23 protein-coding genes, 1 other RNA gene and 1 pseudogene are annotated in these 26,489 nt (G+C 55.1%); 19 read left to right on the plus strand and 6 right to left on the minus strand.

Annotated features, from left to right (window positions below; genetic code table 11):
* Both AC3WQH_RS01945 and yfkAB read right to left on the minus strand, forming a co-directional pair.
* Positions 1-255, minus strand: coding sequence for an alpha/beta-type small acid-soluble spore protein (locus AC3WQH_RS01945; protein ID WP_026557020.1), 255 nt, complete (start codon positions 253-255; stop codon positions 1-3).
* Positions 256-285: 30 nt separating this feature from the next.
* Positions 286-1,401, minus strand: a complete 1,116-nt coding sequence (gene yfkAB, locus AC3WQH_RS01950) for a radical SAM/CxCxxxxC motif protein YfkAB (RefSeq protein ID WP_005832907.1) — start codon at positions 1,399-1,401, stop codon at positions 286-288.
* Between the two features lie 78 nt (positions 1,402-1,479).
* Here yfkAB and AC3WQH_RS01955 point away from each other — a divergent pair, with 78 nt between their 5' ends.
* On the plus strand, positions 1,480-2,160 hold the full coding sequence (locus AC3WQH_RS01955) for a DUF1385 domain-containing protein (protein WP_005832905.1): 681 nt from the start codon (positions 1,480-1,482) through the stop codon (positions 2,158-2,160).
* A 212-nt stretch (positions 2,161-2,372) separates the two neighbouring features.
* A complete protein-coding gene (locus tag AC3WQH_RS01960; protein ID WP_007785087.1) occupies positions 2,373-2,918 on the plus strand; it encodes a GNAT family N-acetyltransferase in 546 nt (181 codons plus the stop codon).
* 45 nt (positions 2,919-2,963) lie between these two features.
* On the opposite strand, the gene AC3WQH_RS01965 is transcribed toward AC3WQH_RS01960, so the two are convergent.
* Together AC3WQH_RS01965 and AC3WQH_RS01970 are read right to left on the minus strand one after the other, a co-directional pair.
* A complete protein-coding gene (locus tag AC3WQH_RS01965; RefSeq protein WP_007785089.1) occupies positions 2,964-3,494 on the minus strand; it encodes a gamma carbonic anhydrase in 531 nt (176 codons plus the stop codon).
* Positions 3,495-3,507: 13 nt separating this feature from the next.
* Positions 3,508-3,816: a HesB/IscA family protein gene (locus tag AC3WQH_RS01970; RefSeq protein WP_025848379.1), complete on the minus strand. Its 309-nt coding sequence runs from the start codon at positions 3,814-3,816 to the stop codon at positions 3,508-3,510.
* Positions 3,817-3,951: 135 nt separating this feature from the next.
* Between AC3WQH_RS01970 and rnpB the strand changes: the two genes are divergently transcribed.
* The 3 genes from rnpB to AC3WQH_RS01985 all read left to right on the plus strand — a co-directional run bounded on the left by rnpB (position 3,952) and on the right by AC3WQH_RS01985 (position 7,250).
* Positions 3,952-4,341, plus strand: an RNA gene (rnpB, locus tag AC3WQH_RS01975) — RNase P RNA component class B.
* A gap of 225 nt (positions 4,342-4,566) precedes the next feature.
* On the plus strand, positions 4,567-6,609 hold the full coding sequence (locus AC3WQH_RS01980; RefSeq protein ID WP_492331884.1) for a molybdopterin-containing oxidoreductase family protein: 2,043 nt from the start codon (positions 4,567-4,569) through the stop codon (positions 6,607-6,609).
* Between the two features lie 47 nt (positions 6,610-6,656).
* Positions 6,657-7,250, plus strand: coding sequence for a DL-endopeptidase inhibitor IseA family protein (locus tag AC3WQH_RS01985; RefSeq protein WP_235694761.1), 594 nt, complete (start codon positions 6,657-6,659; stop codon positions 7,248-7,250).
* 46 nt (positions 7,251-7,296) lie between these two features.
* On the opposite strand, the gene asnB is transcribed toward AC3WQH_RS01985, so the two are convergent.
* Positions 7,297-9,144 (minus strand): asparagine synthase (glutamine-hydrolyzing), encoded by a 1,848-nt coding sequence (gene asnB / locus AC3WQH_RS01990; RefSeq protein WP_007785093.1) that lies wholly within the window; start codon positions 9,142-9,144, stop codon positions 7,297-7,299.
* A 133-nt stretch (positions 9,145-9,277) separates the two neighbouring features.
* Here asnB and AC3WQH_RS01995 point away from each other — a divergent pair, with 133 nt between their 5' ends.
* From AC3WQH_RS01995 to AC3WQH_RS02020, 6 genes are all read left to right on the plus strand, one after another.
* A complete protein-coding gene (locus AC3WQH_RS01995) occupies positions 9,278-11,029 on the plus strand; it encodes a LytS/YhcK type 5TM receptor domain-containing protein (RefSeq protein ID WP_007785095.1) in 1,752 nt (583 codons plus the stop codon).
* Positions 11,029-11,757 carry a LytR/AlgR family response regulator transcription factor gene (locus tag AC3WQH_RS02000; RefSeq protein WP_005832892.1) on the plus strand — a complete coding sequence of 243 codons (729 nt, stop codon included), beginning with the start codon at positions 11,029-11,031 and terminating at the stop codon, positions 11,755-11,757. Before AC3WQH_RS01995 ends, AC3WQH_RS02000 begins: the two co-directional genes overlap by 1 nt.
* 140 nt (positions 11,758-11,897) lie before the next feature.
* Positions 11,898-12,248, plus strand: coding sequence for a DUF485 domain-containing protein (locus AC3WQH_RS02005; RefSeq protein ID WP_005832890.1), 351 nt, complete (start codon positions 11,898-11,900; stop codon positions 12,246-12,248).
* A complete protein-coding gene (locus AC3WQH_RS02010; protein WP_005832888.1) occupies positions 12,245-13,771 on the plus strand; it encodes a solute symporter family protein in 1,527 nt (508 codons plus the stop codon). Before AC3WQH_RS02005 ends, AC3WQH_RS02010 begins: the two co-directional genes overlap by 4 nt.
* 135 nt (positions 13,772-13,906) lie before the next feature.
* The gene (locus tag AC3WQH_RS02015) at positions 13,907-15,424 is read left to right on the plus strand and encodes a solute symporter family protein (RefSeq protein WP_206699488.1); all 1,518 of its coding nucleotides are present in this window, start codon (positions 13,907-13,909) and stop codon (positions 15,422-15,424) included.
* Positions 15,425-15,470: 46 nt separating this feature from the next.
* Positions 15,471-15,782: a hypothetical protein gene (locus AC3WQH_RS02020; RefSeq protein ID WP_005832886.1), complete on the plus strand. Its 312-nt coding sequence runs from the start codon at positions 15,471-15,473 to the stop codon at positions 15,780-15,782.
* Between the two features lie 50 nt (positions 15,783-15,832).
* Here AC3WQH_RS02020 and AC3WQH_RS02025 read toward each other — a convergent pair whose 3' ends face one another.
* On the minus strand, positions 15,833-16,006 hold the full coding sequence (locus AC3WQH_RS02025) for a Ger(x)C family spore germination C-terminal domain-containing protein (RefSeq protein WP_157179549.1): 174 nt from the start codon (positions 16,004-16,006) through the stop codon (positions 15,833-15,835).
* 667 nt (positions 16,007-16,673) lie between these two features.
* On the opposite strand from AC3WQH_RS02025, the pseudogene AC3WQH_RS02030 reads away from it, so the two are divergent.
* The 8 genes and pseudogenes from AC3WQH_RS02030 to AC3WQH_RS02065 all read left to right on the plus strand — a co-directional run.
* Positions 16,674-18,795 (plus strand): annotated as a pseudogene (locus AC3WQH_RS02030) (molybdopterin-dependent oxidoreductase); the annotation flags it as partial.
* Positions 18,796-19,251: 456 nt separating this feature from the next.
* Positions 19,252-19,473 (plus strand): helical membrane plugin domain-containing protein, encoded by a 222-nt coding sequence (locus tag AC3WQH_RS02035; RefSeq protein ID WP_274388432.1) that lies wholly within the window; start codon positions 19,252-19,254, stop codon positions 19,471-19,473.
* A gap of 151 nt (positions 19,474-19,624) precedes the next feature.
* The gene (locus AC3WQH_RS02040; RefSeq protein ID WP_327990816.1) at positions 19,625-20,953 is read left to right on the plus strand and encodes a cytochrome ubiquinol oxidase subunit I; all 1,329 of its coding nucleotides are present in this window, start codon (positions 19,625-19,627) and stop codon (positions 20,951-20,953) included.
* A complete protein-coding gene (locus tag AC3WQH_RS02045) occupies positions 20,950-21,963 on the plus strand; it encodes a cytochrome d ubiquinol oxidase subunit II (RefSeq protein WP_007785108.1) in 1,014 nt (337 codons plus the stop codon). The genes AC3WQH_RS02040 and AC3WQH_RS02045 overlap by 4 nt, the downstream gene beginning before the upstream one ends.
* Before the next feature lie 246 nt (positions 21,964-22,209).
* Positions 22,210-25,161: a formate dehydrogenase subunit alpha gene (gene fdhF, locus AC3WQH_RS02050; protein ID WP_026557024.1), complete on the plus strand. Its 2,952-nt coding sequence runs from the start codon at positions 22,210-22,212 to the stop codon at positions 25,159-25,161.
* Positions 25,161-25,640 (plus strand): helical membrane plugin domain-containing protein, encoded by a 480-nt coding sequence (locus tag AC3WQH_RS02055; RefSeq protein ID WP_005832877.1) that lies wholly within the window; start codon positions 25,161-25,163, stop codon positions 25,638-25,640. The genes fdhF and AC3WQH_RS02055 overlap by 1 nt, the downstream gene beginning before the upstream one ends.
* 44 nt (positions 25,641-25,684) lie before the next feature.
* Positions 25,685-26,107: a phosphate-starvation-inducible protein PsiE gene (locus AC3WQH_RS02060; RefSeq protein WP_026557025.1), complete on the plus strand. Its 423-nt coding sequence runs from the start codon at positions 25,685-25,687 to the stop codon at positions 26,105-26,107.
* Positions 26,104-26,454: a Na-translocating system protein MpsC family protein gene (locus AC3WQH_RS02065; protein WP_005832873.1), complete on the plus strand. Its 351-nt coding sequence runs from the start codon at positions 26,104-26,106 to the stop codon at positions 26,452-26,454. The genes AC3WQH_RS02060 and AC3WQH_RS02065 overlap by 4 nt, the downstream gene beginning before the upstream one ends.
* Positions 26,455-26,489: the final 35 nt, after the last annotated feature.

A 26,489-nucleotide genomic window follows, 5' to 3' on the forward strand; every position in this document is an offset into this window, starting at 1 on the left:
TTACGATTTTTGATTCATGGCTTGCGCGGCCATCCGCACCATTTCCTTTACCATGCTGCCGCCCAGCCTGCCGCCGATCCGGCCTGCGTCGTGTGAGCTGAGCTGGCCGTTGTAGCCGCGCTGCAGCGGGACGTGAAGCTCGGAAGCCACTTCATACTTCGCCTGGTTCGGATCGGCGACATGGGCGACTTGCGCTTTCAAGGCATCGAGCCCTGCTCTGGCACCTGGGACGAGAGGACGTTTTCGTCTGCTCATGGATATCACCTCTCGCCTTAGCGTGCCCAACTAGACGAGTGCCTTGCGCAACGTGAAGTCCGTCTCCGGGTAGTAAGTGTTGGCAACGAGCAGGTTCGGCCCGGCGCATTTGGCCGCGGGACAGAAGCAGTTGATCTTCTGGTTCAACGAATGGCGCTGCCAGGCGTCAAACATATGTTGAAGCTGAGCGTCCTGGATATTGCCGAGCGGCTCGACATCGCCGAAGTCGGTCACGATCACATCGCCCGTAAAAATGTTGATATTCAAGCGATTCCGACCATCCGGATCATTGCGGGTGGTCACATTTTTCGCTGTTCGCAGTCTTTGGATCAGCTCTCGGTCTGCCGGATCAGGGCTGCAGGCGAAAAAGGGGAGAGTCCCGAACAGCATCCACAAGTTTTCGTTGCGAATGTCGAGCATCCGGTGAATCGCCTGGCGCAGCTCATCCAAAGACAGCACGTTCAGGTCGCGGGCAAAGTCGCTGGCGTACATCGGGTGAACCTCGTGCCTGCGGCTGCCCATTTCCTGAATTTGCCGATGCAGTGTATCGAGCTTCGGCCACGTCCGATGATTGAGCATCGTCTCCGCGGAGACGAACACGCCTGCTGCAGCGAGCTTGCGGGAATTTTCCATGATGCGCTCAAACTGCGCTTCTGCCTGTTTGATTGAAACCGTTTGCCTTGCTTTTGCGTAAACAATATCATGAAATTCCTCTGGCGTAGACCAGTTCCAGGAAATGTGCATCACATCTATGTAAGGCAAAATCAGCTCGTAGCGGGAAAACGGCATCGACATGTTCGAGTTGATCTGTGTGCGCAGTCCGCGGTCTGCTGCGTAGCGCAGGATCGGCAGGATGACTTCCTTTACAGTTCGTTCGCTGTACATCGGTTCCCCGCCTGTTATACTTAGCGTAAGCAAATCCTTGGCTTCGTCCAGACGGCGCAGGATCAGATCGACAGGCAGGGCGGGATCGTCTTTATATCGCAATGTATCGCCAACCGCGCAATGCTCGCAGCGGAGATTGCACAGATTCGTTACCGTAAACTCCACGCTGGTAAGCTTGTAAGCGGGCGGTGTCGCATTAAACAACGGCTCCCATGGATCGTGTATCGGTGTGATTGGTGTTGTTGGAACCATGCGGATCAATTGTGGAAACCTCCTTCATTCTGCGTACAACTCAACCTATTATAACGACATTAGAGCGGAAGGAGAATAGCTAACGGCATGATTATGGGGATGTCTTTTGGACGCGGTGTGCTTTTTCATGATCGAAACGTGCTTGCTTGTGCCGAAGTAAAAGACGGCGTCATCCATATGTGGGCGGAAAAAATTACGCTCAAGACGATCGGCAAGCTGTGGTATCGGATTTTTTTCTCCTTTCCCTGGTATTATCAGCTTTTTCATCTGCTGCTTGCCTGCTATGTGGTCGCAGCCCTGGTCAATCCGGCGTGGGCGGTTATAGATCCGCTGTGGGTAGCGGTTTACATCGGCGGCTTTCATTTTGTTTTTCCAAAAATGATGAAAAAGTTTCACGGTGCAGAACATAAAGTCTTTAGCTATACAGGCAAAAAATCGCTGGCGGCCTTGCCGCAAATCGCCAAAGCCGATATCGTCAACGACGGCTGCTCGACCAATCTGGTCGTCTGGTTTTTCGTCGGATTTTTGCTCTCGGTCTGGTTTTTGCCGCTGGAGTGGAGCGTTGTCTGCGGCGTGGGCGGCCTGTTCGTCGGGATGTTTGGGGATCGCTACGTGCGCAAATATTGCGGCGTGCTTTACAAGCTGTCCGCTTTTTTTCAGAAGCACTTCACGACAAAAGAGCCGGATCGCCTGCACCTGGAGACGGCGATTCGTTCCTATATGCTGTTTGAGCATATTCGTGAAGTGGAGCGGCAGCGCTCCGCCTGAACACGAGCGGGCGGGCAGGAAAAGAGCAGAGTGTCCTCTTAATGAATGGATACGCTGCTCTTTTTTCTCCATGCCAGGAGTTGCCAAAACAATTGCGCCATTTCCTTTGTTTTGGTAAAATTTCCAATACTCGTTCGCTTGAGGGCTTTTTTGTGAAAAAATGGACGAGCGCAGCAGAGTTTATCAACTCCAAACAGAGAGGGAGGGGCAGCATGCGAATCGAAAAGCGCGATTTTACCGTCAATGGGCTGACTTACACGATCCGCTCCGCAACGGAACAGGACGCGGGCGAGCTGTCCGCGCTGCGGCTGCAAATCGACGGCGAGACGGAAAATCTGGACCGGGAAAAAGGCGAAGACTACATCGACGAAGCCGGGTTCAGCGAGCTGATTCGCGCTGACGCCGCGAGCAGCCGCAACCTGTTTCTGGTGGCGGTGGCAGAGGGGCAGATCGTCGCGTTTTCGCGTTGCGCAGGCAGCCCGCTGAAAAGATTCGCGCACAAGGTGGAGTTTGGCGTAGGAGTCCTGCAAGCTTTTTGGGGATACGGCATCGGAAAACATTTGTTGCACGAATCAATCGCGTGGGCGGATCGAACTGGCGTGAAAAAAATGACGCTGCACGTCCTGGAAACGAATGAGAAAGCGATCCGGCTGTACGAGCGGCTTGGCTTTGAAGTGGAGGGCGTTTTGAAACAGGACAAACTGCTTTCCGACGGCAACTACTACAATACGATCGTGATGGGCAGATATCGCGACTAAAAAAGGTCGAGGGTACGGATGTCCTCGACCTTTCGTCTCTATGCTCTACCGTTCCAGCGGGCTTTCTTCCAGCTTGCGGTACATTTTTCCTTTGTCGACGTAAGACTGGCGGATGCGCACCAGCTCTTTGAAGTCTGCTTCGGTCAGCTCCCGCTTGATCTTCGCCGGGTTGCCGACTACGAGCGTGCGGGGCGGCACTTTCATGCCGGGCGGGACGAGTGCGCCAGCCGCGACCATCGCTTCCTCGCCGATCTCGGCGCGGTCCAGCACAATCGCGCCCATGCCGATCAAGGCGCCGCGGCGGACGATGCAACTGTGCAGGACGGCATTGTGTCCGACCGTTACTTCGTCTTCGAGAATCAACGGGTTGTTCGGGCTTTGGTGCAGCGTGCTGTTGTCTTGCACGCTCACTCGTTTGCCGATGATGGTCGGCGCGATGTCGCCGCGAATGACGGTGTTGTACCAAATGGAAGAATCCTCGCCGATTTCCACGTCTCCCGACACGACGGAGCCTTTGGCGAGGAAAACAGTTGGATGAATGTTGGGCTTGATGTTTTCGAACGAAAGCAGTAGCATAATAACCTCCTGGTCAGTGAGTATGCGGGCAATTTGCCTCTTGCGGCCGGGGATGGAGAATGGAAAAACGCCCCGTGACAGGATCGCAATCGATGACAGTCCCAAGGAGCTTGTCTACGTCTTGCGGCTGGTAAAAAAAGCGGACTTCGTTGATGACCTGGACCTGATCGTGCTTTTCCGCTTCGGTGATGGCAATGCTGTAGGTAAAGCTGCCGCAGCCTGTCGTTGTAGGAACGAGCCTGATCCCCAGCTTGTCTGCGTCACGCTCTTCCGCGATCATCAAGGCAAGGCGCGCTGCCGCCTGTGGGGTAATGGTTATCACGGTCAACCCTCCTTGTCGCTTCTTTCATTGTACTACAGGTTGGCAAAAGGATCGAATGGGAACGTTCCAGGTTCTGCTGGTTGACCGCACATGAGCTGTATGATAGAGTATGTAGTACTGATTCTGAAATGCAGGAAATGCGGGTAGCCGCTGCCGCAATCGTCTCGGCGATTGGCGGTAGAGGAAAGTCCAGGCTCGCCCAAGCTGAGATGCTTGGAGTGTTCGTACCTGGCGCAAGCCAGGGCAGTGAGGCGCAAGCCTCGCTGACGGCGTGGAAAGGGCTCTCTCTGAGGCCCGAGTACGCTGAAAGTGCCACAGAAACGTAGCTTTTCTGGCGACAGAAAAGATGGAACGCGGTAAACCCTGCGAGCGAGAAACCCAAATTTGGTAGGGGAACCGTCCTGAAGGAATCAAACGGAAGGGACGGATGGTATCTTCGGATGCCATAGATAGATGGCTACCGCTCTTGGTGCGAGGGATACGTCCCGCTTGCAGCACGGGAGAGACAGAACCTGGCTTATAGCATTTCCTGCTGGATAGGATAAGACAAAACCGCCTGATTTTCAGGCGGTTTTTTATATGGACCGACTCGCAAGTGCAGGCCGCGGCGTTTTCGGTAGCGAAAATGCTCACCACTCATGCTAAAATACATAGAAAAGTAATGTTACGCGATCTGGTTACATGGATTTAGAGCTTGTGGCAGCTTGCAGCGAACAACCAAAAAAAGCAAACGACGAAAGAGGGACTACCGTGACTTTTACGACAGAGGAGAATGGCGTATTTCCTGCCGTCTGCTCCCTGGATTGCCCAGATCAGTGCGGACTGTTGCTTCACAAGCAGGATGGCAAGTTGGTAAAAATCGAGGGCGATCCGAACCATCCGGTGACGAGAGGAAACATTTGCAACAAAGTGCGCAACATGGCGGCGCGCCTCTACGATCCCAAGCGGCTGGCCTATCCGCTCAAGCGAGTCGGGAAAAAAGGCAGCGGCGAATTTGTCCGCATCACCTGGGAGGAAGCGATCGAAACGATTGCTTCGCGCTGGCGTACCTTGATTGATGCGGACGGCCCCGAGTCCATTTTGCCGTACAGCTTTTACGGAAATATGGGCCGGATCAATGTGGAAGGCATGGATCGGCGCTTTTTCCACCGCATGGGCGCGAGCATTCTCGACCGCACGATTTGCAACAGCGCAGGAGCGGTCGGCTACAACTTCACGATGGGCGGCGCTTTCGGGACCGACCCTGAGGACACGGTACACGCCAAGCTGTTCATCATGTGGGGCATCAACACGGTCAGCACGAACATGCACCAGGTCGTGCTTGCCGAGCAGGCGCGGAAAAACGGCGCGAAAATCGTCGTCATCGACGTCCATAAAAACCAGACAGGACGCTGGGCCGACTGGTTCATCCCGATTTTGCCCGGGACCGATACCGCCCTGGCGCTCGGACTTATGCACGTCCTGTTCGCAGAAAACTTGGTCGATTCCGCCTTTTTGCAAACGTACACGGTCGGCCACGAAGAGCTGAGGGAGCACGTAAAAGCGTACGACCCGGCTACTGTGTCCGCGATTACGGGCGTCCCGGTTGACGATATTTACAAGCTGGCGCGCTGGTACGGGCAGACGTCGCCAGCCTTTATCCGCATCGGCAACGGCATTCAGCATCACGACAACGGCGGCATGTGCGTGCGGACGATCGCCTGTCTGCCCGCGCTCACCGGACAGTGGCTCGTGCGGGGCGGGGGCGCGATCAAGGGCAACAAAGGATTTTTGGAGCACAACAAAAACGCGTTGCAGCGGCCGGATTTGCTCGCCGACAAAAACACCCGCGTCATCAACATGAACGAGCTGGGCAAAGCGCTTCTGGAAGCGAATCCACCTGTGAAGTCGCTGTTTGTGTACACGAGCAACCCGGCGATTGTCGCTCCGGATGGCAACAAGGTCAGACAAGGGCTTGCGCGGGAAGATTTGTTCACCGTTGTCCACGATCTGTTTTTGACCGAGACGGCTCGCTATGCCGACATCGTGTTGCCCGCTACGTCCTCGTACGAAAACATGGACTTTTACACAAGCTACTGGCACCACTACATTCAGTTGCAAAAGCCGGTTCTCGCCCCGTATGGCGAGAGCAAGTCCAACACGGAACTGTTCCGCTTGCTCGCTGCTGCCATGGGCTACGACGAGCCTGCCTTCCGCGATTCCGACGAGGAGATGATTCGCCAGGCGCTGCAGGGGCACGGCAATCCGCATCTGGAAGGAATCGACTTCGAGACGCTCGCGGAACGAAACTTCATGAAGGCCAAGGTCGATTCGTACTTTGCTGGCCGCCTGGCAACTCCGAGCGGAAAAATCGAGCTGTACTCGCAGGCGATGGCAGACAGAGGCTATCCGGCCTTGCCGACATATACGCCGCTTCTGACGGACGACGCTTATCCGTACCGATTCATTCCCGGCCCGAACCATAACTTTTTGAACTCGACGTTTTCCAACAATGACAAGCACGTCAAGATGGAGAAAATTCCTCGCCTGCATATGAACAGCGCGGATGCGCTCGCCGCCGGGATTGCGGATGGGGACACGGTGCGCGTCTGGAATGAGCGGGGAGAATGCGAGCTGGTCGTATCCGTCGGCGAAAATGTTTTGCCGGGCGTGGTCGTCAGCCAAGGCTTGTGGGCAGATGCCCCGCAGGCCAAGCATTACGTGAACGCGCTCACCCCTGATCGGGTTGCCGACATGGGCGGCGGCGCGACCTTTTTCTCCGGGCGTGTGGACGTTGTGAAGCTCGCCAAATAAAAAGGGCGTACTAGCATAAGCCCTTCTCCATACGGTTTATGGAGGAGGTGAAATCGTTGGATGAATGGCGCATGTTCAAGCAGTTTATCAGCTCGGCCGAGCAAGTCTGGACACAGATCGCCACGTCGCCGCGAGGAAAGGTCGTCTACACCGTAAATGGCGTCGATTACACGCCCTTGCCCGACAAATACAACACGAAGCGGAAAATCTCCCGCATCTTTCGCAGGTATTGGGGCAAGCAACTGACAGAGGCGATGATTCGCAACCTCCGCCTGCGGATGCTAAAAGGAAAGCTGTGTATCCCGTATGGCGCGGTCCCGCCGTTTCCGAACACGGTACAGTCTGTACAAGTCAAAGCGAACTGCCCCAACCAGCGAGTGGTGGCAGCGATCCTCGTCGGGGGAGAAAAGAAGACGAGAGTGGATTACCGCTTGATCCGCGCGGGAGAAACCGATGCGTTTACGATCATGAAGCGGTCCGGCCGCGAAGGTGACGTGCGATACCGTCCGCCTGCCGCCGCTTTGAAGGCGACGCCGAAGCCGGCGCCGAAGCCGGTCTTGCACCCTGCAGCGAAGCCCGAGGCAAAGCAGGCCAAAAAGAAAAAGAGCAAAGGAAAGAAAAAGCTCCTCAAAACCCCATAACCATGGGGTCGAGGAGCTTTGCTTTTGCACGGTTGCCATCGTTACGTTAAGCCTTGATCGTGACCTTGTATTCGCGCAGCCAGTAGTCTAGCTGGCCCAGGTAGGCGAAAAGCTGCGGCGTGCTCATGAGCTGACCGAAGAACGGTATGCTGGAAGCCTGGGCGTCCGACTCGGCAATTTTGCGAATGACGGGGACATCGACCAACCGCAGCAGCGGCGAGCTCGGGTCGTTCAAAGTATCAAGCAGCCAGGTGCGGACGGCTTCGGTGTAGGACGGGTTGTGCGTTTTCGGATACGGGCTTTTTTTGCGGTACAGCACTTCGTCGGGGAGAATGCCTTCCATCGCCTTGCGCAAAATCCCTTTTTCGCGATTGCCGTACGTTTTCATTTCCCAGGGGATATTCCAGACGTACTCGACGATCCGATGGTCGCAAAAAGGCACGCGCGCTTCCAGGCTGGCCGCCATACTCATCCGGTCCTTGCGATCGAGCAGCGTATTCATGAACCACGTAATATTGAGGTAAAACATTTCCCGGCGGCGTGCTTCCAGCGGGTCCTCACCCGGCAAGTGCGGCACTTCGTCGAGCGATTCCGCATAGCGCATCGCGACGTATTCCTCCGGTTTGACCCAGGCTCGCAGCTCGGGCGCAAGCCACGAGGCCCGTTCCTTCACCGCCCGCGACCAAGGGAAGGTCCCGGCGGTAAGCAGCTCCTCCCGGTGAAACCACGGGTAGCCGCCGAACACTTCATCTGCGCATTCGCCGGAGAGGACAACCGTCGTCTCTTTTTTGATCTCGCGGCAAAACAGGTAGAGCGAGGCGTCCACGTCCGCCATCCCTGGCAGGTCGCGGGCGAGCGTCGCTGTTTTCAAGGCATCGATCAGCTCAGCCGTATCAAATTCGATCGTATGGTGCGCGGTGCCCAAAAATTTGGAAACGAGCTGCACATACGGCGCATCCTCGTTCGGCTGAAAAGCGCTCGCTTTGAAATGCTTGTCGTTGTCTACATAGTCGATGGAGTAGCTGTGGAGCGTTCCGCGGCCTTCTTTTTTGAAATAGTCGGCGGCCACAGCCGTAATGACGCTGGAGTCAAGCCCGCCGGACAGGAGGGTCGCGACAGGGACGTCCGCTACCAACTGGCGCTGGATGGAATCGACGACGAGCTCTCTGACGCGCGCTGTCGTCGTGTCCAGGTCGTCGGTATGCGGACGGCTTTCCAACTGCCAGTATCGCTCCTGTTTGACCCGGTCGCGCGTGACGGTGAGGAAGCAGCCCGGACGTACTTCGTGCACGTTATGGAACACGCCATGGCCCGGCGTGCGCGCGGGGCTGATGCCAAACACTTCCGCGAGCCCTTCCCGCGACAGCTCCGGCCGTACATCGGGGTGGGCCAGCAGCGCTTTTAATTCGGAGGCGAGCAAAAACGAGCTGCCTCTCTGCGCGTAAAACAGCGGCTTGACACCCAGTCGGTCGCGTGCGACAAACAATTGCTGTGCCCGATCGTCCCAGATCGCAAAAGCGAAAATACCGTTCAGCTTGGAGAGGCAGTCCGTGCCCCATTCCAGATACGTGTGCAGCAGCACCTCCGTATCCGAATGGGACTGAAAAGTATGGCCGCAGGCGAGCAGCTCCTGCCGCAAGTCTTCCGTGTTGTACAGCTCCCCGTTGTAAATCATCGTGCAGGCATGTTCGCTTTTGAGAGCCGTCATCGGCTGTTGCCCGCCTGCCGGGTCTACCACGACGAGGCGACGATGACCGAGGGCGGCCCGCGGAGTCAGCCAAAACCCGTCGGCGTCAGGCCCGCGATCCGTGAGGCACCGGGTCATTTTTTGCAGTACCGGACGTTCCTGGGAAAGGTCCTTTTCCCAATCAATCCAACCTACGATTCCACACATGTTTCCATCACCCTTCCCATGAAGCATTGCACACTCAGCGTATGCAAAACGCCCAGCTTGATTGTCTGTCCAGCAGGGAATTCGAAATAAATGCGGAATTTATAGAAGATTTCAACATAAACAGGAGGAAGCCGTGGACAATCTCACGCTGCTGCTCATCGAACGGATGGGCATTCTCTTGACGCTCGGGTTTATCCTGACGCGGATTCCGCTGTTCCGGCAGCTTTTGGACCGGGAGCTGCACCTTGGAACCTCCATCGCTTTTTCGATGATGTTCGGCTTGTTCGGCATCGCGGGCACGTATGCGGGCGTGGTGGTGCACAAAGACGGGTACATCCCGGGCTTTTGGATTTTTTCGCTTGCAGGAGAGGAGATCGTTGCCAATTCCACGCTGGTCGGCGTCGTGATCGGAGGGCTTCTGGGCGGGCCGATGGTCGGGCTGGGAGCGGGGATTATTGCAGGCCTGCACTTGTATCAGTTGGGCGGTTTTGCCGCGGTTCCCATGGGCTTGTCCGTTCCGCTCACAGGGCTGTTGGCAGGTTATGTGGCGCGGTTTTTTTCGCAAGAACGGGTGATCTCGCCCTCCAAAGCGCTGTTTATCGGCATGTTTGCTCCCGTGATCCAGATGTCGCTGCTATTGATTATGTCAGGACCGCCGGAGCTGGTTCGCACGATGGTCAATGTCATTGGCATTCCGATGGTGCTTACGAACAGCATTTCGATTGCCATTTTTACGACGATGATTCGCGTCGCCTTGCAAGAAGAGGAGCGCTCCGCTGCGTTGGAGGCTGAGCGTGCGTTCACGATTGCTCAGCGTATTTTGCCGCAGTTGAAAATGGGGCTGACGCCGCAGACAGCGCAAGCAGCGGCGCTCGTGCTGCAACGCGAGGCGAAAGCGATCGCAGTAGCCGTGACGGACCGGGAGCGCGTACTGGCCCACGTCGGCGCCGGGGCCGACCATCACTTGCCCGGAGAAACGGTTCAGAGCGATCTGGAGCAGCGCGTGCTGGCCAGCGGCTCGATCGACAAGGGCGTGGGCCGGGAGATGCTCGGCTGCAAGCGCAAGCAATGCCAACTGCAAGCCGCCATACTCGTTCCGATCAAAGAAGGGGGAAGCGTCGTCGGCTTAATCAAGCTGTATTTTCGCCGTCCCCAGCAAATCGGCAAAGTTCAGGAGGCGCTGGCAAAAGGGCTTGGTAACCTCATCTCCAACCAGTTGACGCTGTCGCTCGCCGAGCAGATGAAAGGGCTGATGAAGGACGCGGAGCTGCGAATGCTGCAGGCGCAAATTCACCCGCACTTTTTGTTCAACACGCTCAATTCGATCGTGACCTTGATCCGGATCGACCCGCAGCTCGCCCGCCATATGACCATTCAGCTTAGCGTGTTCATGCGCTTCAATCTGAAGCTCACGTCGAGCACGCTGGTCACGGTCGGCCAGGAGTTGGAGCATCTGCACGCTTATTTGGAGATTATCCGCATCCGCTTTTCCGAGCAGTTCGCCGTGCATACGTCCGTTGATCCCGGCGTGGAAGACGCGCTCATGCCGCCCGGCACCTTGCAGCCGCTGATTGAAAACTGTATTCACCACGGCTTGCGCGACATGGGGGCAGGCGGGGAAATCAGCCTGCGCGTAAAGCGGCAAGGCCATGCCATCGTGTTTACGATCGAGGACAACGGCCGAGGATTCCCGGAGGAACTGCTTCCGCTCCTGGGCAAAATTCCGATGGAGCGCAAGGACGGAAACGGCATCGGGGTCCACAACGTCAACCAGCGGCTCATCAGTTTGCAAGGCCCGGATGCGCAACTGCATTTTGCCAACAGGCCAGAAGGCGGCAGTTCGATCACATTTGCGATTCCAATCAAAAAAGAGGTGAGTGCCTGATGCCGATTCGTATCATGATTGCAGAAGACGAACGACTTGCACGTGAAGAGTTGAGCTATTTGTTGCAACAGGAAGGGGATGTCGAGCTGCTTCCCTACGCGACCAACGGCCGGGAGTTGCTGGAAATGGTCGACGAGCACGAGCCGGACGTCGTTTTTCTCGATATGAAAATGCCGGAGCTGGAAGGGGCACAGGCCGCGAGAATGCTGGCCGCCCGCAAGCCGCAGCCGCTCATCGTCTTCTGTACGGCGTATGAGACGTTTGCCGTAGACGCCTTCAAGCTGAACGCCGTCGATTATTTGCTGAAGCCGACGGAGCCGAAGCGGCTGGTGGAAACGATGCAGCGCATCCGCGAGCGGCTGGTCAAGCCTAGGCAGGAGCCGGCTGCTCCCAAGCGCTCCAAGCTGATCGTGGAGGACAACAGCAGGCTGGTCGTGATCGATCCGGCCACGATCGTCTACGCTGTGCGAGAAGAGAGGCTCGTGCGCATCATTACCCAGACCGACACGTATTCCACGCGGATGACGCTGACCCAGCTCATGGAAAAGCTTGCCGGCTACGATTTTTTTCGCACGCACAAAAGCTACCTGGTCAACCTGCACTATGTGAGCGAGCTGGAGCCGTGGTTCAACGGCGCCTACAACCTGCTATTGAAAGGAGAGGCGAAGACGCGCATCCCGGTGTCCCGAACCTCGGCCAAAGATTTGCTGAGACGGCTCGAAGAATGAGGCGCTTGCAGATCGCGATGCAAAATCGGCCGTTGGCGCACGCCCCCAGACATCTTGCGCGAAAAGCCACACGAACAAAAACGGATTCCCTACAATAGAGGAAGCGCTTACATTTTTTGTTTGAAGAGGGGGAGGTTCCAATGAGCAAGCCGCTTTCGGTTCCAAAAACACAGGGCCAGAAGCAGGATAGCAGTGATTACACAGCGATCATCCAATCAGACACCTTCAAGGAGCTGTTGCGCAGCAAACGGGCGTTCATCCTGCCATCTTCCATTTTCTTCTTTGTCTTCTACTTTACTTTGCCGATCTTGACCTCCTATTTCACCGTGCTCAACCAGCCGGCGATTGGAGCGATTTCGTGGGCGTGGGTGTTCGCCTTTGCCCAATTCATCATGACCTGGGGCCTCTGTATTTTGTACACCAAACGGGCCGCGCGCTTTGACGAGCTGGTGGAGAAAATCAAGCGGGAGACAGGGGGCGGGGGCAAATGAATGTAACGGCATTTTTACTTTTTTTAGGAATTGTCGTGCTTACGCTGGTGATTACGTATTACGCTTCCAAGCGGACGAATACGACCAGCGAGTTTTACACCGCGGGCGGTGGGCTGACAGGGTGGCAAAACGGGCTGGCGATTGCGGGCGACTACATGTCTGCCGCTTCGTTTCTCGGGATTGCCGGAATGATTGCATTAAGCGGGTTTGACGGCTTTTTTTACAGCATCGGCTTTCTCGTCGCCTACCTCGTCGTGCTTTACTTGGTAGCGGAGCCTTTGCGCAACCTCGGCAAATACACGATGGCGGACATGATTGCTGCGCGTTTTGACAATAAGCAGGTACGTGGTGTGGCTGCACTGAACTCCATCGCCATTTCGATTTTTTACATGATCGCCCAGCTCGTAGGGGCGGGGGCGTTGATTAAGCTATTACTCGGGCTGGAGTACACGACCTCTGTTTTGATTGTAGGGGCGCTGATGACGGTCTACGTCGTGTTTGGCGGCATGACGGCAACCTCGTGGGTGCAAATTGTCAAAGCCGTGCTGCTCATGGTCGGCACGTTCATCATCTCGCTGATGGTCTTTGCCAAGTTTGATTTCAACCTGATGACGATGTTTGAACAGATGAAAACGGCGACGCCGCTCGGGGAGCAGTTCCTCAATCCGGGCAACAAGTTCAAGGTCGGGCTGGATACGATCTCGCTCAACCTGGCGCTGGTGCTCGGAACGGCCGGGCTGCCGCACATCCTGATTCGCTTCTTTACGGTAAAAGACGCGACGACTGCCCGCAAGTCCGTCGTCTACGCCACCTGGATTATCGGCCTCTTCTACATCATGACGATCTTCCTCGGCTTTGGCGCAGCGGCGTTTGTAGGAGCGGAAAACATGGATGCGGCCGGGAACATGGGCGCTCCGCTGCTCGCCCAGGCACTCGGCGGCAACTTCCTCTTTGCCTTTGTATCCGCCGTTGCTTTCGCGACGATTCTCGCCGTCGTGGCCGGATTGGTGCTGACCGCAGCCTCGGCGTTTGCCCACGATTTTTACGGCCACGTCATCCGCCAGGGCAAAGCGACGGAAAAAGAGCAAATGAAGATGGCGAAATGGGCTTCGGTAGGGGTTTCGGTCGTGTCCATCGCACTTGCGCTGTTTGCCCAAAATTTGAATGTGGCGTTTCTCGTCGCGCTTGCCTTCGCCGTTGCGGCCAGCGCCAACCTGCCCGTCATTTTGTTCACGATCTTCTGGAAACGGTTTAACACAACAGGGGCGGTCAGCGGCATGCTGGTCGGGCTGTTCAGTTCGCTGATTCTCGTGGCTTTGAGCCCCAACGTCTGGAATCCGGTTGCCGGAAAAGCGATTTTGGTCGGAGAAGCGTTGTTCCCGCTGCCGAATCCGGGAATCGTCTCCATCCCGCTCGGGTTTTTGGCCGCCTGGATCGGCACGCTGCTGTCCAGCTCGCGCAACGACGCGAAGTACGACGAAATTTTGGTGCGGGCGAACACAGGAATAAAGGACTCGGCGTAGAAGCAAATAACGCAAGGAAGCTCCTGCCAGGCAAAAAGGCTCAGGGTGATCCCTGGGCTTTTTCGTTTGGCGCGGGGAAAGGAGAGCGGGTCCGTGACGACGATCATTTTCTTTTTGGCTGTCATAATCGGGACGATGGCGATTACATATTCGGCTGCCAAGCAGACGGGAACGACCAGAGATTTTTACGCCGCCGGCAACCGCCTGACGGGTCTGCAAAACGGCATTGCCATTGCGGGCGACTACATGAGCGCGGCTTCGTTTCTCGGCATCGCCGGGACGATTGCCATGTACGGCTTTGACGGCTTCGTGTACGCCATCGGTTTTTTTGTCTCCTATCTCATCATTTTGTTTCTGATCGCGGAGCCGTTGCACAACCTCGGGCGCTATACGCTCGCCGACGCGATTGCCGTCCGCTTCGACAGCTTGTGGCTGCGCGGGGTGGTCGCCTGTACGACGCTGTTGATTACGATTTTTTACATGATCGCGCAGCTCGTCGGGGCAGGGGCGCTCATCCACTATTTGCTCGGCGTCCACTACGATACGGCGGTCATGATCGTCGGCAGCCTGATGACGTTTTACGTCGTCTTCGGCGGGATGGTCGCGACCTCGTGGGTGCAGATTGTGAAGGCGATTTTGTTGCTGACGGGGACGCTCATCCTCAGTCTGATCGTCTTTTCGCGATTCGGCTGGAGCCTGTCGGAGATGTTTTCCCACGTCAGCACGATCACGCCGTTGCAGGAGCAATTTTTGCATCCGGGCAACCAGTTGAACGATCCGCTGGAGACGATCTCGCTGCATCTCGCCCTGATTCTCGGCACCGCCGGGCTGCCGCACATCATTTCCCGCCTGTTTACGGTCAAGGATGCGGTGACCACCCGTTCCTCGATCTACACGGCTACGTGGGTGATCGGCGCGTTTTATTTGCTGACGATTTTTCTCGGCTTTGGCGCAAGCGCCTTCGTCGGCTATGAGGCGCTGAAAAATGTCGGCTTTGGCGGCAATCTGACCGTGACGCTGCTCGCGGATGCGCTCGGCGGCGAATTTTTGATGGCCTACATCGCTGCAGTCGCCTTTGCCACGATTTTGGCCGTGGTGACCGGGCTGGTGCTGTCCGCCTCGTCCGCTTTTGCCCATGACGTCTACAGCCATCTGATCCGGCGGGGGCTGGCGTCGGAAAAAGAACAAGTCGCGATGGCCAAATGCTCGTCGGTTGCCGTCGGATTCGCTTCCATCTGGCTGGCGATCGGCGCGGAAAAGATGAACGTCGCGATTCTCGTCGGTCTGACCTTTGCCGTCGCCGCCTCGGCCAATTTGCCGCTCTTGTTGTTTACGCTGTACTGGCGCCGCTTTACCGTGCGCGGGGCGATTTGCGGCGTGTTGACGGGGCTGATCGCGTCCGTCGTACTCGTCGTGGCCGGACCGACCGTGATGAATCCACAGACCGGCTTCATTTTGGCCGAGCCGATTTTTCCGCTGACCAACCCCGGCTTGATTTCGATTCCGCTCGGGTTTTTGGGCGCTGTGCTCGGCACGCTGCTCGATTCCCGCAAGCCTGACGCTGAAGCGCACTACGACCGCGTGCTGCTCCAGGCATTGACGGGCATCCGCACTTCGCAGGCGCGGACAGCACGCCAAGCGGATTCTGCATAAAAATTTGTTCCTGTTCCACCCTATAGGGGGAAGGAGGAGAGACAATTTGGGCCAGAAAAAGGAAGCAGATGTCGTTTCCACCGATCAGCCCGACGTGTACGAGCGGGCGCGAATCGCGTTGAACGAGTTGATCGCAGAATTGTGTGATGCCTTGGGCGAGGACGACACCGAATCGTTCAAGCGAAAAGGCTACGAGATGATCGGGCACTATTTTCGCCAACCCGTCAATACGGGCGATCTGACCTTGATCGTCGCCTCGGTGCTTTCCGACATTTTGTACAAGCTGGAGATGACCCAGCAAGGCGATGACGTCTCCATGGTGCGCGACGAGTACAGCGTCATGAAAAAAGAAGAGTAGAAACTGGCGACCCCGTGCAGAGGGTCGTTTTGTCTTTGTGGGCGGCTGTGTCATTTGATTCCGCCCGATCCGACGAGGTCGATGTTCACCTTGATTTGCCAGTCGAGCCGGGGATAGATCGCTTTCCATCTCTCCCAGTCTTTTTCCCGCTCGTAGTGGGTAGCCCGATAGCGCAAGCCAAACCCGATCGGATCGACGCCAAGCGTCTGCAGCTTTCGCAGCACGTGGTGATAGCGCTTTGTCCCTTCGCTGAGCCAGCTTCCGCCTTGACAATTGAAAACAGCAGGAGCGGCACGTTCAAAATCAGAATCAGCTCCGTGCTGTACAGCACCGTTTTCGAAGCTTGCAAGGCGCCGAAGCTCGCTACCGCAACAAATAGAATCAACAGTACGTACACCGGAGTCTCCGGGCTTAAATAGCGGGACACGATGAAGGCGTAGTTAATCAATACGAGCGCTCCCGATATAAACGACGCGCTGCCCAGAAGCAGCAGCGCCGGAATCGCAATGGCCCTGGGCAACGCGTGCCGCAAGATTTCCGGCAACCCTTGGCCGCGAAACGTCAGCATCGAGCTGGTAAAGATGTACATGAGGATGTCCCCGATGATCGGGCCGAGTGCCAACGATAAAATCGCGCCGTCATACCGCTCTCTATACGCGATTCTCCGGCACGACACCCAGGGCAAACACCCTGGGTTTTTTGTTGCCAACGTGAGCAGGCGGAATGTAAAGCTGCAGCTCGTGCGCCCGGACAGCGTCTGCGTAAAAATGTATAATCCCCCAGCGTTACGACAGAATAACTTCAGAATAGAAAGGGTACAGGCATTTTATTTACCTTTGTTTGCTTTGCGTACATACCAGAATGTTCTTTATTTTGTGGAGGGATGGCAAAATGGACGAGCGATCGTACACGATTCAAATCAACGACGAAACGTACCCCGCCGTGCAAGGGCAAACGATTTTGGATGTGGCAGAATCCCATGATTGTTATATTCCTCATATCTGCAAGCATCCCAATCTGATGCCGATTCAGACGTGCGATACATGTATGGTGGAAGTGAACGGCCAGTTGGTTCGCTCCTGTGCAACGGGGAGCGAGCCGGGAATGATCGTCAACACAAAGTCGGAGCTGGCCAAAGAAGCGCAGTTGGAGGCGATGTCGCGCATTTTGCGCAATCACGAGTTGTACTGTACGGTTTGTGACAACAACAACGGAAACTGCGTCGTCCACAACACCGCCGAGTACCTGGAAATTGAGCATCAAAAATACGAGTTCAAGCCGAAGCCGTATCCCCCCGATCTATCCCATCCGATGTACCGCTACGAACCCGATCAATGCATCCTGTGCGGCCGCTGTGTGGAAGCATGCCAGGATCTGCAAGTCAGTGAAGTGCTTTCCATCGACTGGAACCGCGAAAATCCGCGCGTAATCTGGGACAACGATGTGCCGATCGACCAGTCTTCCTGTGTTTCCTGTGGGCATTGTGTCACCGTATGCCCATGCAACGCGTTAATGGAAAAATCCATGCTCGGCGAAGCCGGGTATATGACAGGGATTCCCGCCGATGTGCTGGAGCCGATGATTAACATCACCAAAGAAGTGGAACCTGGCTACAAAGAAATTTTTGCCGTATCCGAAATCGAGGCCAGCATGCGCAAAACCCGGATTAAGCGGACCAAAACGGTCTGTACGTATTGCGGGGTAGGCTGCAGCTTCGAGGTATGGACGAAAGGCCGCAAAATCTTGAAAATCGAGCCGCAGCCAGAAGCGCCCGTAAACGGCATCTCCACCTGTGTCAAAGGGAAATGGGGCTGGGATTTCGTCAACAGCGAAGAACGCTTGACCAGGCCGTTGATTCGCAAAGGCGACAAATTCGTCGAAGCGAGCTGGGAAGAAGCGCTTGGGTTTATCAGCAAGAAACTGAACGAACTGAAAGAAAAGTACGGGCCAGATTCGATCGGCTTCATCGCTTCCTCCAAATGCACCAATGAAGAAAATTACATTTTCCAGAAGTTCGCCCGCTCTGTCATCCAGACGAACAACGTCGACAACTGCTCCCGCTATTGCCAGTCGCCTGCTTCCATGGCGTTGATGCGGACGGTTGGCTACTCCGGCGACTCGGGAACGATTCAGGACATCGAAAGCGCCGGCCTGGTCATCGTGGTCGGGGCCAATCCGGCGGAATCCCACCCGGTGCTGACGACCCGGATCAAGCGAGCGCACAAGCTGTTTGGGCAAAAGCTCGCGGTTGTCGATCTGCGGAAAAACGAATTGGCGCAAAAAGCGAATTTGCATCTGCATCCGAAGCCGGGAACCGATCTGGTCTGGATTTCCGCGATTACGAAATACATCATCGACCAGAGCTGGGAAGCAAAAGAATTTATTCAAGCAAGGGTAAACGGCTACGAAGAGTTCGTCCAATCGCTGCAAAAGTTCACCCTCGAATATGCCGAAGAAGTGACCGGGTTGACAAAAGAAGAGCAGATAAAGCTGGCGACGATGATTCACGAAGCCGACGGCATGTGCATCCTGTGGGCGAGTTTGCCGACGTGGTGCTGCCCGCATCGCCGAGTCTGGAAAAAGACGGGACGTTCGTCAACACGGAACGGCGGATTCAGCGGCTGCACAAAGTGTTTGAGCCGTTGGGCGAATCCAGGCCGGACTGGATGATTATTCGCGATCTGGCCAACACGATGGGCGCAAACGGGAACTACACGCACCCAAGTGAAATCATGGTGGAAGCAGCCAGCCTCGCTCCGATGTTTGCCGGAGTCAGCTACGAGCGGCTGGAAGGCTGGAACATGATTTACAAGTTGTTCTTTTGGAGGTATAATAGGCCGGAGTCAGCTACGAGCGGCTGGAAGGCTGGAACAGCCAGCTATGGCCAGTGAAGCCTGACGGGGAGGATACGCCGTTGCTCTTTACCGAGCGGTTCCCGTTCCCGGATGGAAAGGCACGACTGATTCAGGTTGACTGGCTGCCGCCGATGTTCGAGCTGACGAAGGACTTCGACTTGCATCTGAACAACGGCCGCCTGCTGGAGCATTTCCATGAAGGAAACATGACGTATAAAGCGACGGGAATTACCCACAAGGTTCCGAATCCGTGGCTGGAGGTTTCGCCGGAGCTGGCCGAAGAACGAGACATCAAGGACGGAAGCGTGACGACTGGATTTCCATCCCCGATTTACTCGGAACAGGAGGGCAAGCCGATGGCCAAAGCGATTACAAACATTGAACGGTACATTCCCACGCCAGAGGAAGAAAAGCAAAAGGCGATCCAGCAGGTGCTGGATGCGGTGAGCGAAAACCACCAGGCGCTGATTACGTTGCTCGATATCGTGAAGGAATTGCAGGAGATTGGCGTCTTGGACATCGTCCAGGGAGCGCTGAAAAATCGGCATGACATCGGGGTTATCGCCGTGTCCCAGCTCAACCAGCCCGGCATGCACCGGATCATGAAAAACGGGATGAACGCGCTGCAGTTTTTGGGCAAGCTGCAAAACATCTTGAACGCCGTCGATCATGGAATCGTGCGGTTAACGGACACGAAAAGCGAGAAACCGATGGGCCTGATGGGAATGGGCAGGGCGATGATGGAGCCGAACGTCACCCTCGCGCTTGGCTCCATGATTAACTTTTTGCGCGGAATGGGCGAAGGCATGCAGGAAGCCGAGAAGCACGTTCATTGACCGCGACAGCAAGGAGGCGCGAGAATGCATACAGACAAAATCCCCGTGCAGGGAATGAAGGATGAAAACGACGCGGAAAAAGTGAGCGCTGCTGCCGGGTTCCACCGGGAGACGAGCAGGGACGACCGAATGCTGCCAAGGAGGAAAGCGGATGGATTTGGCGTTGCAAAGCAGAATTTTATTCGGACTTACGTTAGGGTTTCACATCATCTATGCCACCATCGGAGTGGGAATGCCGTTGTTGCTGTTACTGGCTGAAACGATGGGGATTGTGAAAAAAGACCAGCAGTACAGGCTTTTGGCGCGCAGGCTGGCCAAAGGGTATTCGATCACGGTTGCGGTTGGCGTCGTGACGGGGACGATCATCGGCCTGCAATTGTCCCTTCTGTTTCCGGGGTTTATGAAAATCGCGGGGCAAGTGATTTCTCTGCCGCTATTTATGGAGACGTTTGCCTTTTTCTTTGAAGCGATTTTTTTAGGGATTTACCTGTACACGTGGAGCCGGTTTAAAAAGCCGCTCTTTCATTTGCTCGTCTTGATTCCGGTCGCGATTGGCTCTGGCCTGTCCGCCTTTTTCATAACGACGGTAAATGCGTTCATGAATACGCCACAAGGGTTTACGATCGAAAACGGAGCGATTGCGAACATCGAGCCGTTAAAAGCGATGTTCAACCCGGCGACGCCGACCAAGGTAGCGCACGTACTCACGTCTGCGTACATGACAACGGCTTTCGTGATCGCCGCCATTGCGGCCTGGTTTATTTTGCGGGGCCACCGCAACGAGTACTATAAAAAGGCGTTGCGACTGAGCATGACGGTAGGACTGATTTTTGCAGTGGCGACGGCCGTGGTGGGCGATCTGTCGGGCAAGTTTCTCGCTGCCTACCAGCCGGAAAAACTGGCTGCGGCGGAATGGCATTTTGAGACGAAAACGCACGCTGACCTTCTGGTAGGGGGAACCTTGGACAGAACGACGAACGAGGTGAACTACGCCCTCCGATTGCCAAGCATGCTCTCCTTTTTGGCAACCGACAGCTTTCAGGGAGAGGTCACGGGCTTAAACGACATTCCGAAAGAAAACTGGCCTCCCTTAATCATTCATTACTGGTTCGACCTGATGGTAGGGATTGGAAGCTTCATGATTGTGCTTTCCTGTATCTTTGTCGCTTGCCGGATCTGGAAGCCGCAACTGGAATGGAACCGCTGGCTGCTCGGCCTGATCGTGCTCGGAGGCCCGTTGTCGATGCTTGCGATCGAATTTGGCTGGATTTTTGCTGAAGTAGGGCGGCAGCCGTGGATTTTGCGCGGGTATATGACCGTGGCAGAGGCGGCGACAACATCGCCAGACGTCGGGGCGATGCTTGTCCTGTTTAGTGTGATTTACGCTCTATTAGGCATATTGACCGTGTATGTGCTGGTTCGAATGGCGCGCAGAAATCCGGTGGAGCCGCTACTGGATGCGAGGAGTGAGCAGACGTGACGACGGAAGGGCTTGGAATCTCCATCCTCTGGCTGTTTTTGTACGGCTATATCATCGTCGCTTCGATTGACTTCGGGGCGGGCTTTTTCTCCTACTACGGAAGGATCACAGGCAAAGGAGAAATCATCAACAAAGTGATTACCCGCTATTTGTCGCCGGTCTGGGAAGTGACCAACGTCTTTCTCGTGTTCTTTTTCGTCGGCATCGTCGGCTTTTTTCCGGAGACAGGCTATTTCTACGGGACAGCGCTGCTCGTCCCGGCGAGCGTCGCCCTGGTCTTGCTGGCGATTCGCGGCTCTTTTTACGCCTTCAGCAAATACGGCAATCCGAGCAGCCACCTGTACCATTTTTTGTACGCGGCAACAGGCGTCCTGATCCCGGCTTCCTTTTCCACCGTCCTGACGATATCGGAAGGGGGATTTATCGAAATGGACGGCGGCGTCCCGCATTTTTTGCCCGGCAACCTTTTTTACAGCCCGTATTCCTGGGCCGTTGTGTTTTTGGCTCTCGTGAGTGTGCTGTTTATCAGCGCAAGCTTTTTGACCTATTACGCGAATCGGGCGGAGGACGCGCAGGCAGAGGGCGTGCTGCGGCAATGGGCGCTGTTTAACAGCTTGCCGACGATTTTTGCGTCTTTGCTCGTCTTTATGGCCTTGTGGAAGCATAATCCTGAGCATTTTTCTTCGCTCATGGACCATAGCATCTGGTTTATTTTGTCGTTTGGCTTCTTCTTGAATGCGCTGCGCTTATTGATCGTCAAAAGGGCATACGGCTGGATGTTCATTTCCGTCATGCTGCAATTTTTCACGGCGTTCTGGGGGTACGGAAAGTCCCATTTGCCGTATTTGCTCTACCCGTACGTCTCCTTTCATACGAGCGTCACGAATCCGACGATGGCCAAGTTTTTGGTCGCGGCTTTCATCGGCGGGATGGTGTTGCTCATTCCGTCGCTGTTTTTGCTGATGCGGCTGTTCATTTTTAACGCAAGATATGTGAAAGGCAAGGTGTGAGCAATCCTTCAACAAAAAGAGTTGGATTTTCGGGCGGTTTTGGTGCTATAATGAAGCTATAGTCGATCATTGATGGTTGGTCATCACGTATAGCCAACGCATCCTGATCTCCTCCATACGAATGGGATGGATAACTGGTATCAATTGATGCTTAGTCATTAGCCCACCATAAGACAATTTGTGCATGCGTTATGCCCGAATTGTTTTATGGTGGGCTTTTATTATGATTCTGGAGGTTTTTGGGAAATGAAAAAGGTAAAGTTTGAACTAAACAACGTGAAGCACGAAGCGGAAGAAGGGACCCGCATCCTGGACTACCTGCTGCAACACGACATCGAGCATCCGCATATATGCTACTCACCCATTTTAGGCCCAGTTCAAACTTGTGATACGTGCATGTGCGAAGTGGACGGAAAAATTATGCGGGCGTGCTCGACGCCGATTGCAGACGGGATGAAGATTCTCACTTCCTCCGAGCGGGCAAAAGGCGCGCAGACCGAAGCGATGGACCGCATCCTGGAAAACCACATGCTGTATTGCACCGTCTGCGACAACAACAACGGAAATTGCCGGGTGCACAACACGGCAGAGTTGCTCGAAATCGACCACCAAACGCGTCCGTTCCGCGGCAAAAACTACGAAGTGGACATGTCGCATCCTTTTTACCGCTACGATCCCGATCAATGCATCCTCTGCGGACGTTGTACCGAAGTATGCCAGGATTTGCAAGTAAACGAAACGCTGACCATCGACTGGGAGCGGGAAATCCCGCGAGTCATTTGGGATGACAACAAATCGATTAACGACTCCTCGTGCGTATCTTGCGGTCAGTGCGTGACCGTTTGCCCGTGCAATGCGCTGATGGAAAAATCGATGCTCGGCGAGGCAGGATTCATGTCAGGCATTCAAAAAGACCTGCTGAACCCGATGATCGATCTGATTAAAGAAGTCGAGCCTGGGTACAGCAGCATTTTTGCGATTTCAGAAGTCGAAGCGGCGATGCGGGAGACGCGAACCAAAAAAACGAAAACGGTTTGTACGTTCTGCGGCGTAGGCTGTTCGTTTGAAGTATGGACCAAAGGCCGCCACATTTTGAAAGTGGAGCCAACGGAAGACTCTCCGGTCAACAGCGTCTCCACATGTGTGAAAGGGAAGTTCGGCTGGGATTTTGTCAACAGCGACCAGCGCTTGACTACGCCCCTGATTCGCAAAGACGACGCCTTCGTTCCGGCGACGTGGGATGAGGCGCTGACGCTGATTGCCGAGCGGATGGGTGCGATCAAGCAAACCTACGGAGGCGAAGCGCTTGGCTTTGTCAGCTCGTCGAAAACGACAAACGAAGATGCGTACCTGATGCAAAAGCTGGCGCGCCAAGTTTTTGAATCGAACAACATCGACAACTGTTCCCGCTATTGCCAATCGCCCGCAACCGACGGACTGCTCGCAACTGTCGGATACGGCGGAGACTCAGGCACGATTAAAGATATCGCCAGCGCCGGACTGGTCATCATCGTCGGGGCGAACCCGACAGAGGGCCATCCCGTTTTGGCAACCCGCGTAAAACGGGCGAAAAAATTGCACGGGCAAAAACTGATTGTTTCCGACCTGCGCAAGCATGAGATGGCAGAGCGCTCCGATCTGTTCCTGCACCCGAAACAAGGAACCGATTTTGTCTGGCTGACGGCCGTTGCGAAGTACATCATCGACCAGGGCTGGCATGACGAGGCGTATATCCGGGCGCGGGTGAACCAGTTTGACGAATATCGCGCCATGCTGGAAAAATACACGCTGGACTACGCCGAAGCAGTTACCGGACTCGGCAAAGAACAACTGATCCAGACCGCCAAAATGATCCATGAAGCGGACGGCACTTGCGTTTTGTGGGGAATGGGCGTCACGCAAAACGTCGCAGGCTCGTATACATCGGCGGCGATCTCCAACCTGCTGCTGGTGACAGGAAACTACGGCCGTCCAGGAGCGGGCGCTTATCCTTTGCGCGGACACAACAACGTCCAGGGCGCTTGCGACATGGGCACGCTGCCTACCTGGCTGCCAGGGTACCAGCATATTACCGATGATGCGGCGAGAGCGAAATTTGAAAAAGCGTACGGCGTCACCATCTCCAACAAACCGGGCTTGACCAATATCGAAATGCTGGAAGCCGTCGAAAAAGGCGAACTGAAAGCGATGTACCTGATGGGCGAAGACATGGCGTGGGTAGATTCCAACGCGAACCACGTGCACGACACGCTCAGCAAGCTCGACTTCTTCGTCGTCCAGGACGTATTCCTGACCAAAACGGCGCAATTTGCCGATGTCGTCTTGCCTGCGTCGCCATCGCTGGAAAAAGACGGTACGTTCGCGAACACCGAAAGACGCATCCAGCGTTTGTATCAAGTTTTGGAACCGCTTGGCGATTCCAAGCCGGACTGGGCGATCATCCAGATGATCGCGCAACGCATGGGAGCCAACTGGAACTACCAGCATCCGAGCGAAATCATGGACGAAATCGCCAGCCTGGCGCCGCTTTACGGAGGCGTGTCCTACGACCGTCTGGAAGGATGGAACAGCTTGCATTGGCCGGTACAAAAAGACGGCACCGACGAACCGCTTCTCTACCAGGAGCGCTTCAACTTCCCGGACGGCAAAGCGAGACTTTCGCTCGTGGAATACATTCCGCCTGTGGAATATCCATCGGAATTTGACCTTACTTTGAATAATGGTCGATTGCTGGAACATTTCCACGAAGGAAACATGACGAACAAGTCAAAAGGAATCCAGTACAAACTGCCGGAAGTGTTTGTGGAGGTTTCGCCTGAACTTGCCCGCGAACGCGGCGTGCAAGACGGTTCCCTGGTTCGCCTCGTCTCGCCGTACGGAGCGATCAAGCTGCGGGTGCTCGTGACCGATCGGGTCAGCGGCAACGAACTGTACGTACCGATGCACTCCGTCAGCCATGAAAATGCGATCAACCTGCTGACAGGCAGCGTGGGCGACGTTCGCACGCAAACCCCTGCGTACAAACAGACGAAGGTGCGCATGGAGCTGCTCAAAGAAAAAGGCATGACCCCGCTGCCTATGTACAATCCTCGCTACGCGAAACGAAACCCGCAACTGGGTGTCCAGGTAGAGCGGAAATGGGCGAGAGAAGATTACGTGCCGATTGCAGAAGTTAACGTTGCGGGAGGAGAAAAATAATGGCAAGACCGATAACGAAAGTAGTGAAACCAGAGGTTAGCGAAGAACAAAAACAAGCGCAAACAGTCGATCGCGTCCTGCAATCCCTGGCCGAAAATCCGGAGGGGATTCAGGCGACGATCAAGCTGCTGCAGGAGCTGCATGACAGCGGCATACTGGGGGCGCTCAACGCCGCTGTCGAAGCGAAAGAAGATATCGCCAAAATCGTCGTCGGACAAATGGTTCGTCCGCCCGTCACGAACATGATTAACAATGCGATGGCGGCGGCGGGAGGATTGACAGAGCTCGATCCGGAAATGACCAAAAAGCTGATGGCCGGCGTTACCAAAGGGCTGCAAAGAGCGGATGAAGCTTTGCAGTCGGGAGCAAAGGTCGGCGTGTTCGATTTGATAAAAGCGTTGCGCGATCCGGACATCAACCGGGCGATGGGATTTGGCATCAACCTGCTGAAAGGAGTCGGGGAAGGATTGAAAGACTGATGAAACAGGCAGCAAGCTTTTTGAAGAGGAGGTCAGCTAGTTGGATGACGAAAAGCAAAAACGAATTGACAATCGTGCGCTTTTATCAACTTATGCTAAATACTTCGCTCATCATTCTCGGGTTGGTCTTGAGCTTTTACCTTGTACGCGAACTGTATGCCATTGTACTGGATGCCCTTCAAGGAAATAATAACGTCCATGATATTTTGGAAAAAGTCTTGGCCTTTTTTCTCTACTTTGTCTTCGTTTCGATGATCGTCAAGTATTTCCACGAAGCGTATCACTTTCCGTTGCGCTATCTGATCTATATCGGGATCACAGGCACTGTGCGTTTTATCATCGTCAATCGGGATGATGCGATGAACAATCTGATTTTATCGCTCGTTATTTTTATCCTGGTCATCAGCTATATTATGCTGGCTCCCCGTCAGAACAAGGTCGGGGAGCTAAAGGAGAATATCGAATGACAAAAAGTCTTGAGCACCAATTCAGCATGCTTGTGCGCGAGATACGCAAGGAATACGTTGGAAACGGTCCGCGCGAAATCCTCACTCGGTTTTGCGGGCCGTGGGTCATTTGCGAGATGAAAGGCAATTTGACCAACGTAGAAAAGTTCATGATTATGTCCGAAGACGGCAGACGAATGGTTCACGATGCGCGTACGAAGCTGGTGAAGAACATTTACAATGATCCGGCGGTAGTAGCGAAGCTGGAGGAAATTATCGACGCCAAAATTTTGCGGATTTTTTCCGATATCAGCCTGGAAGAAGACATCGCCATGACCGTATATGTACTGGACCGATCCATTTCATAACGAGCAGCAGCAAAGGAAAGGTGGGAAACAATCGT

This window comes from Brevibacillus sp. FW301-21C12A, from assembly GCF_058788915.1.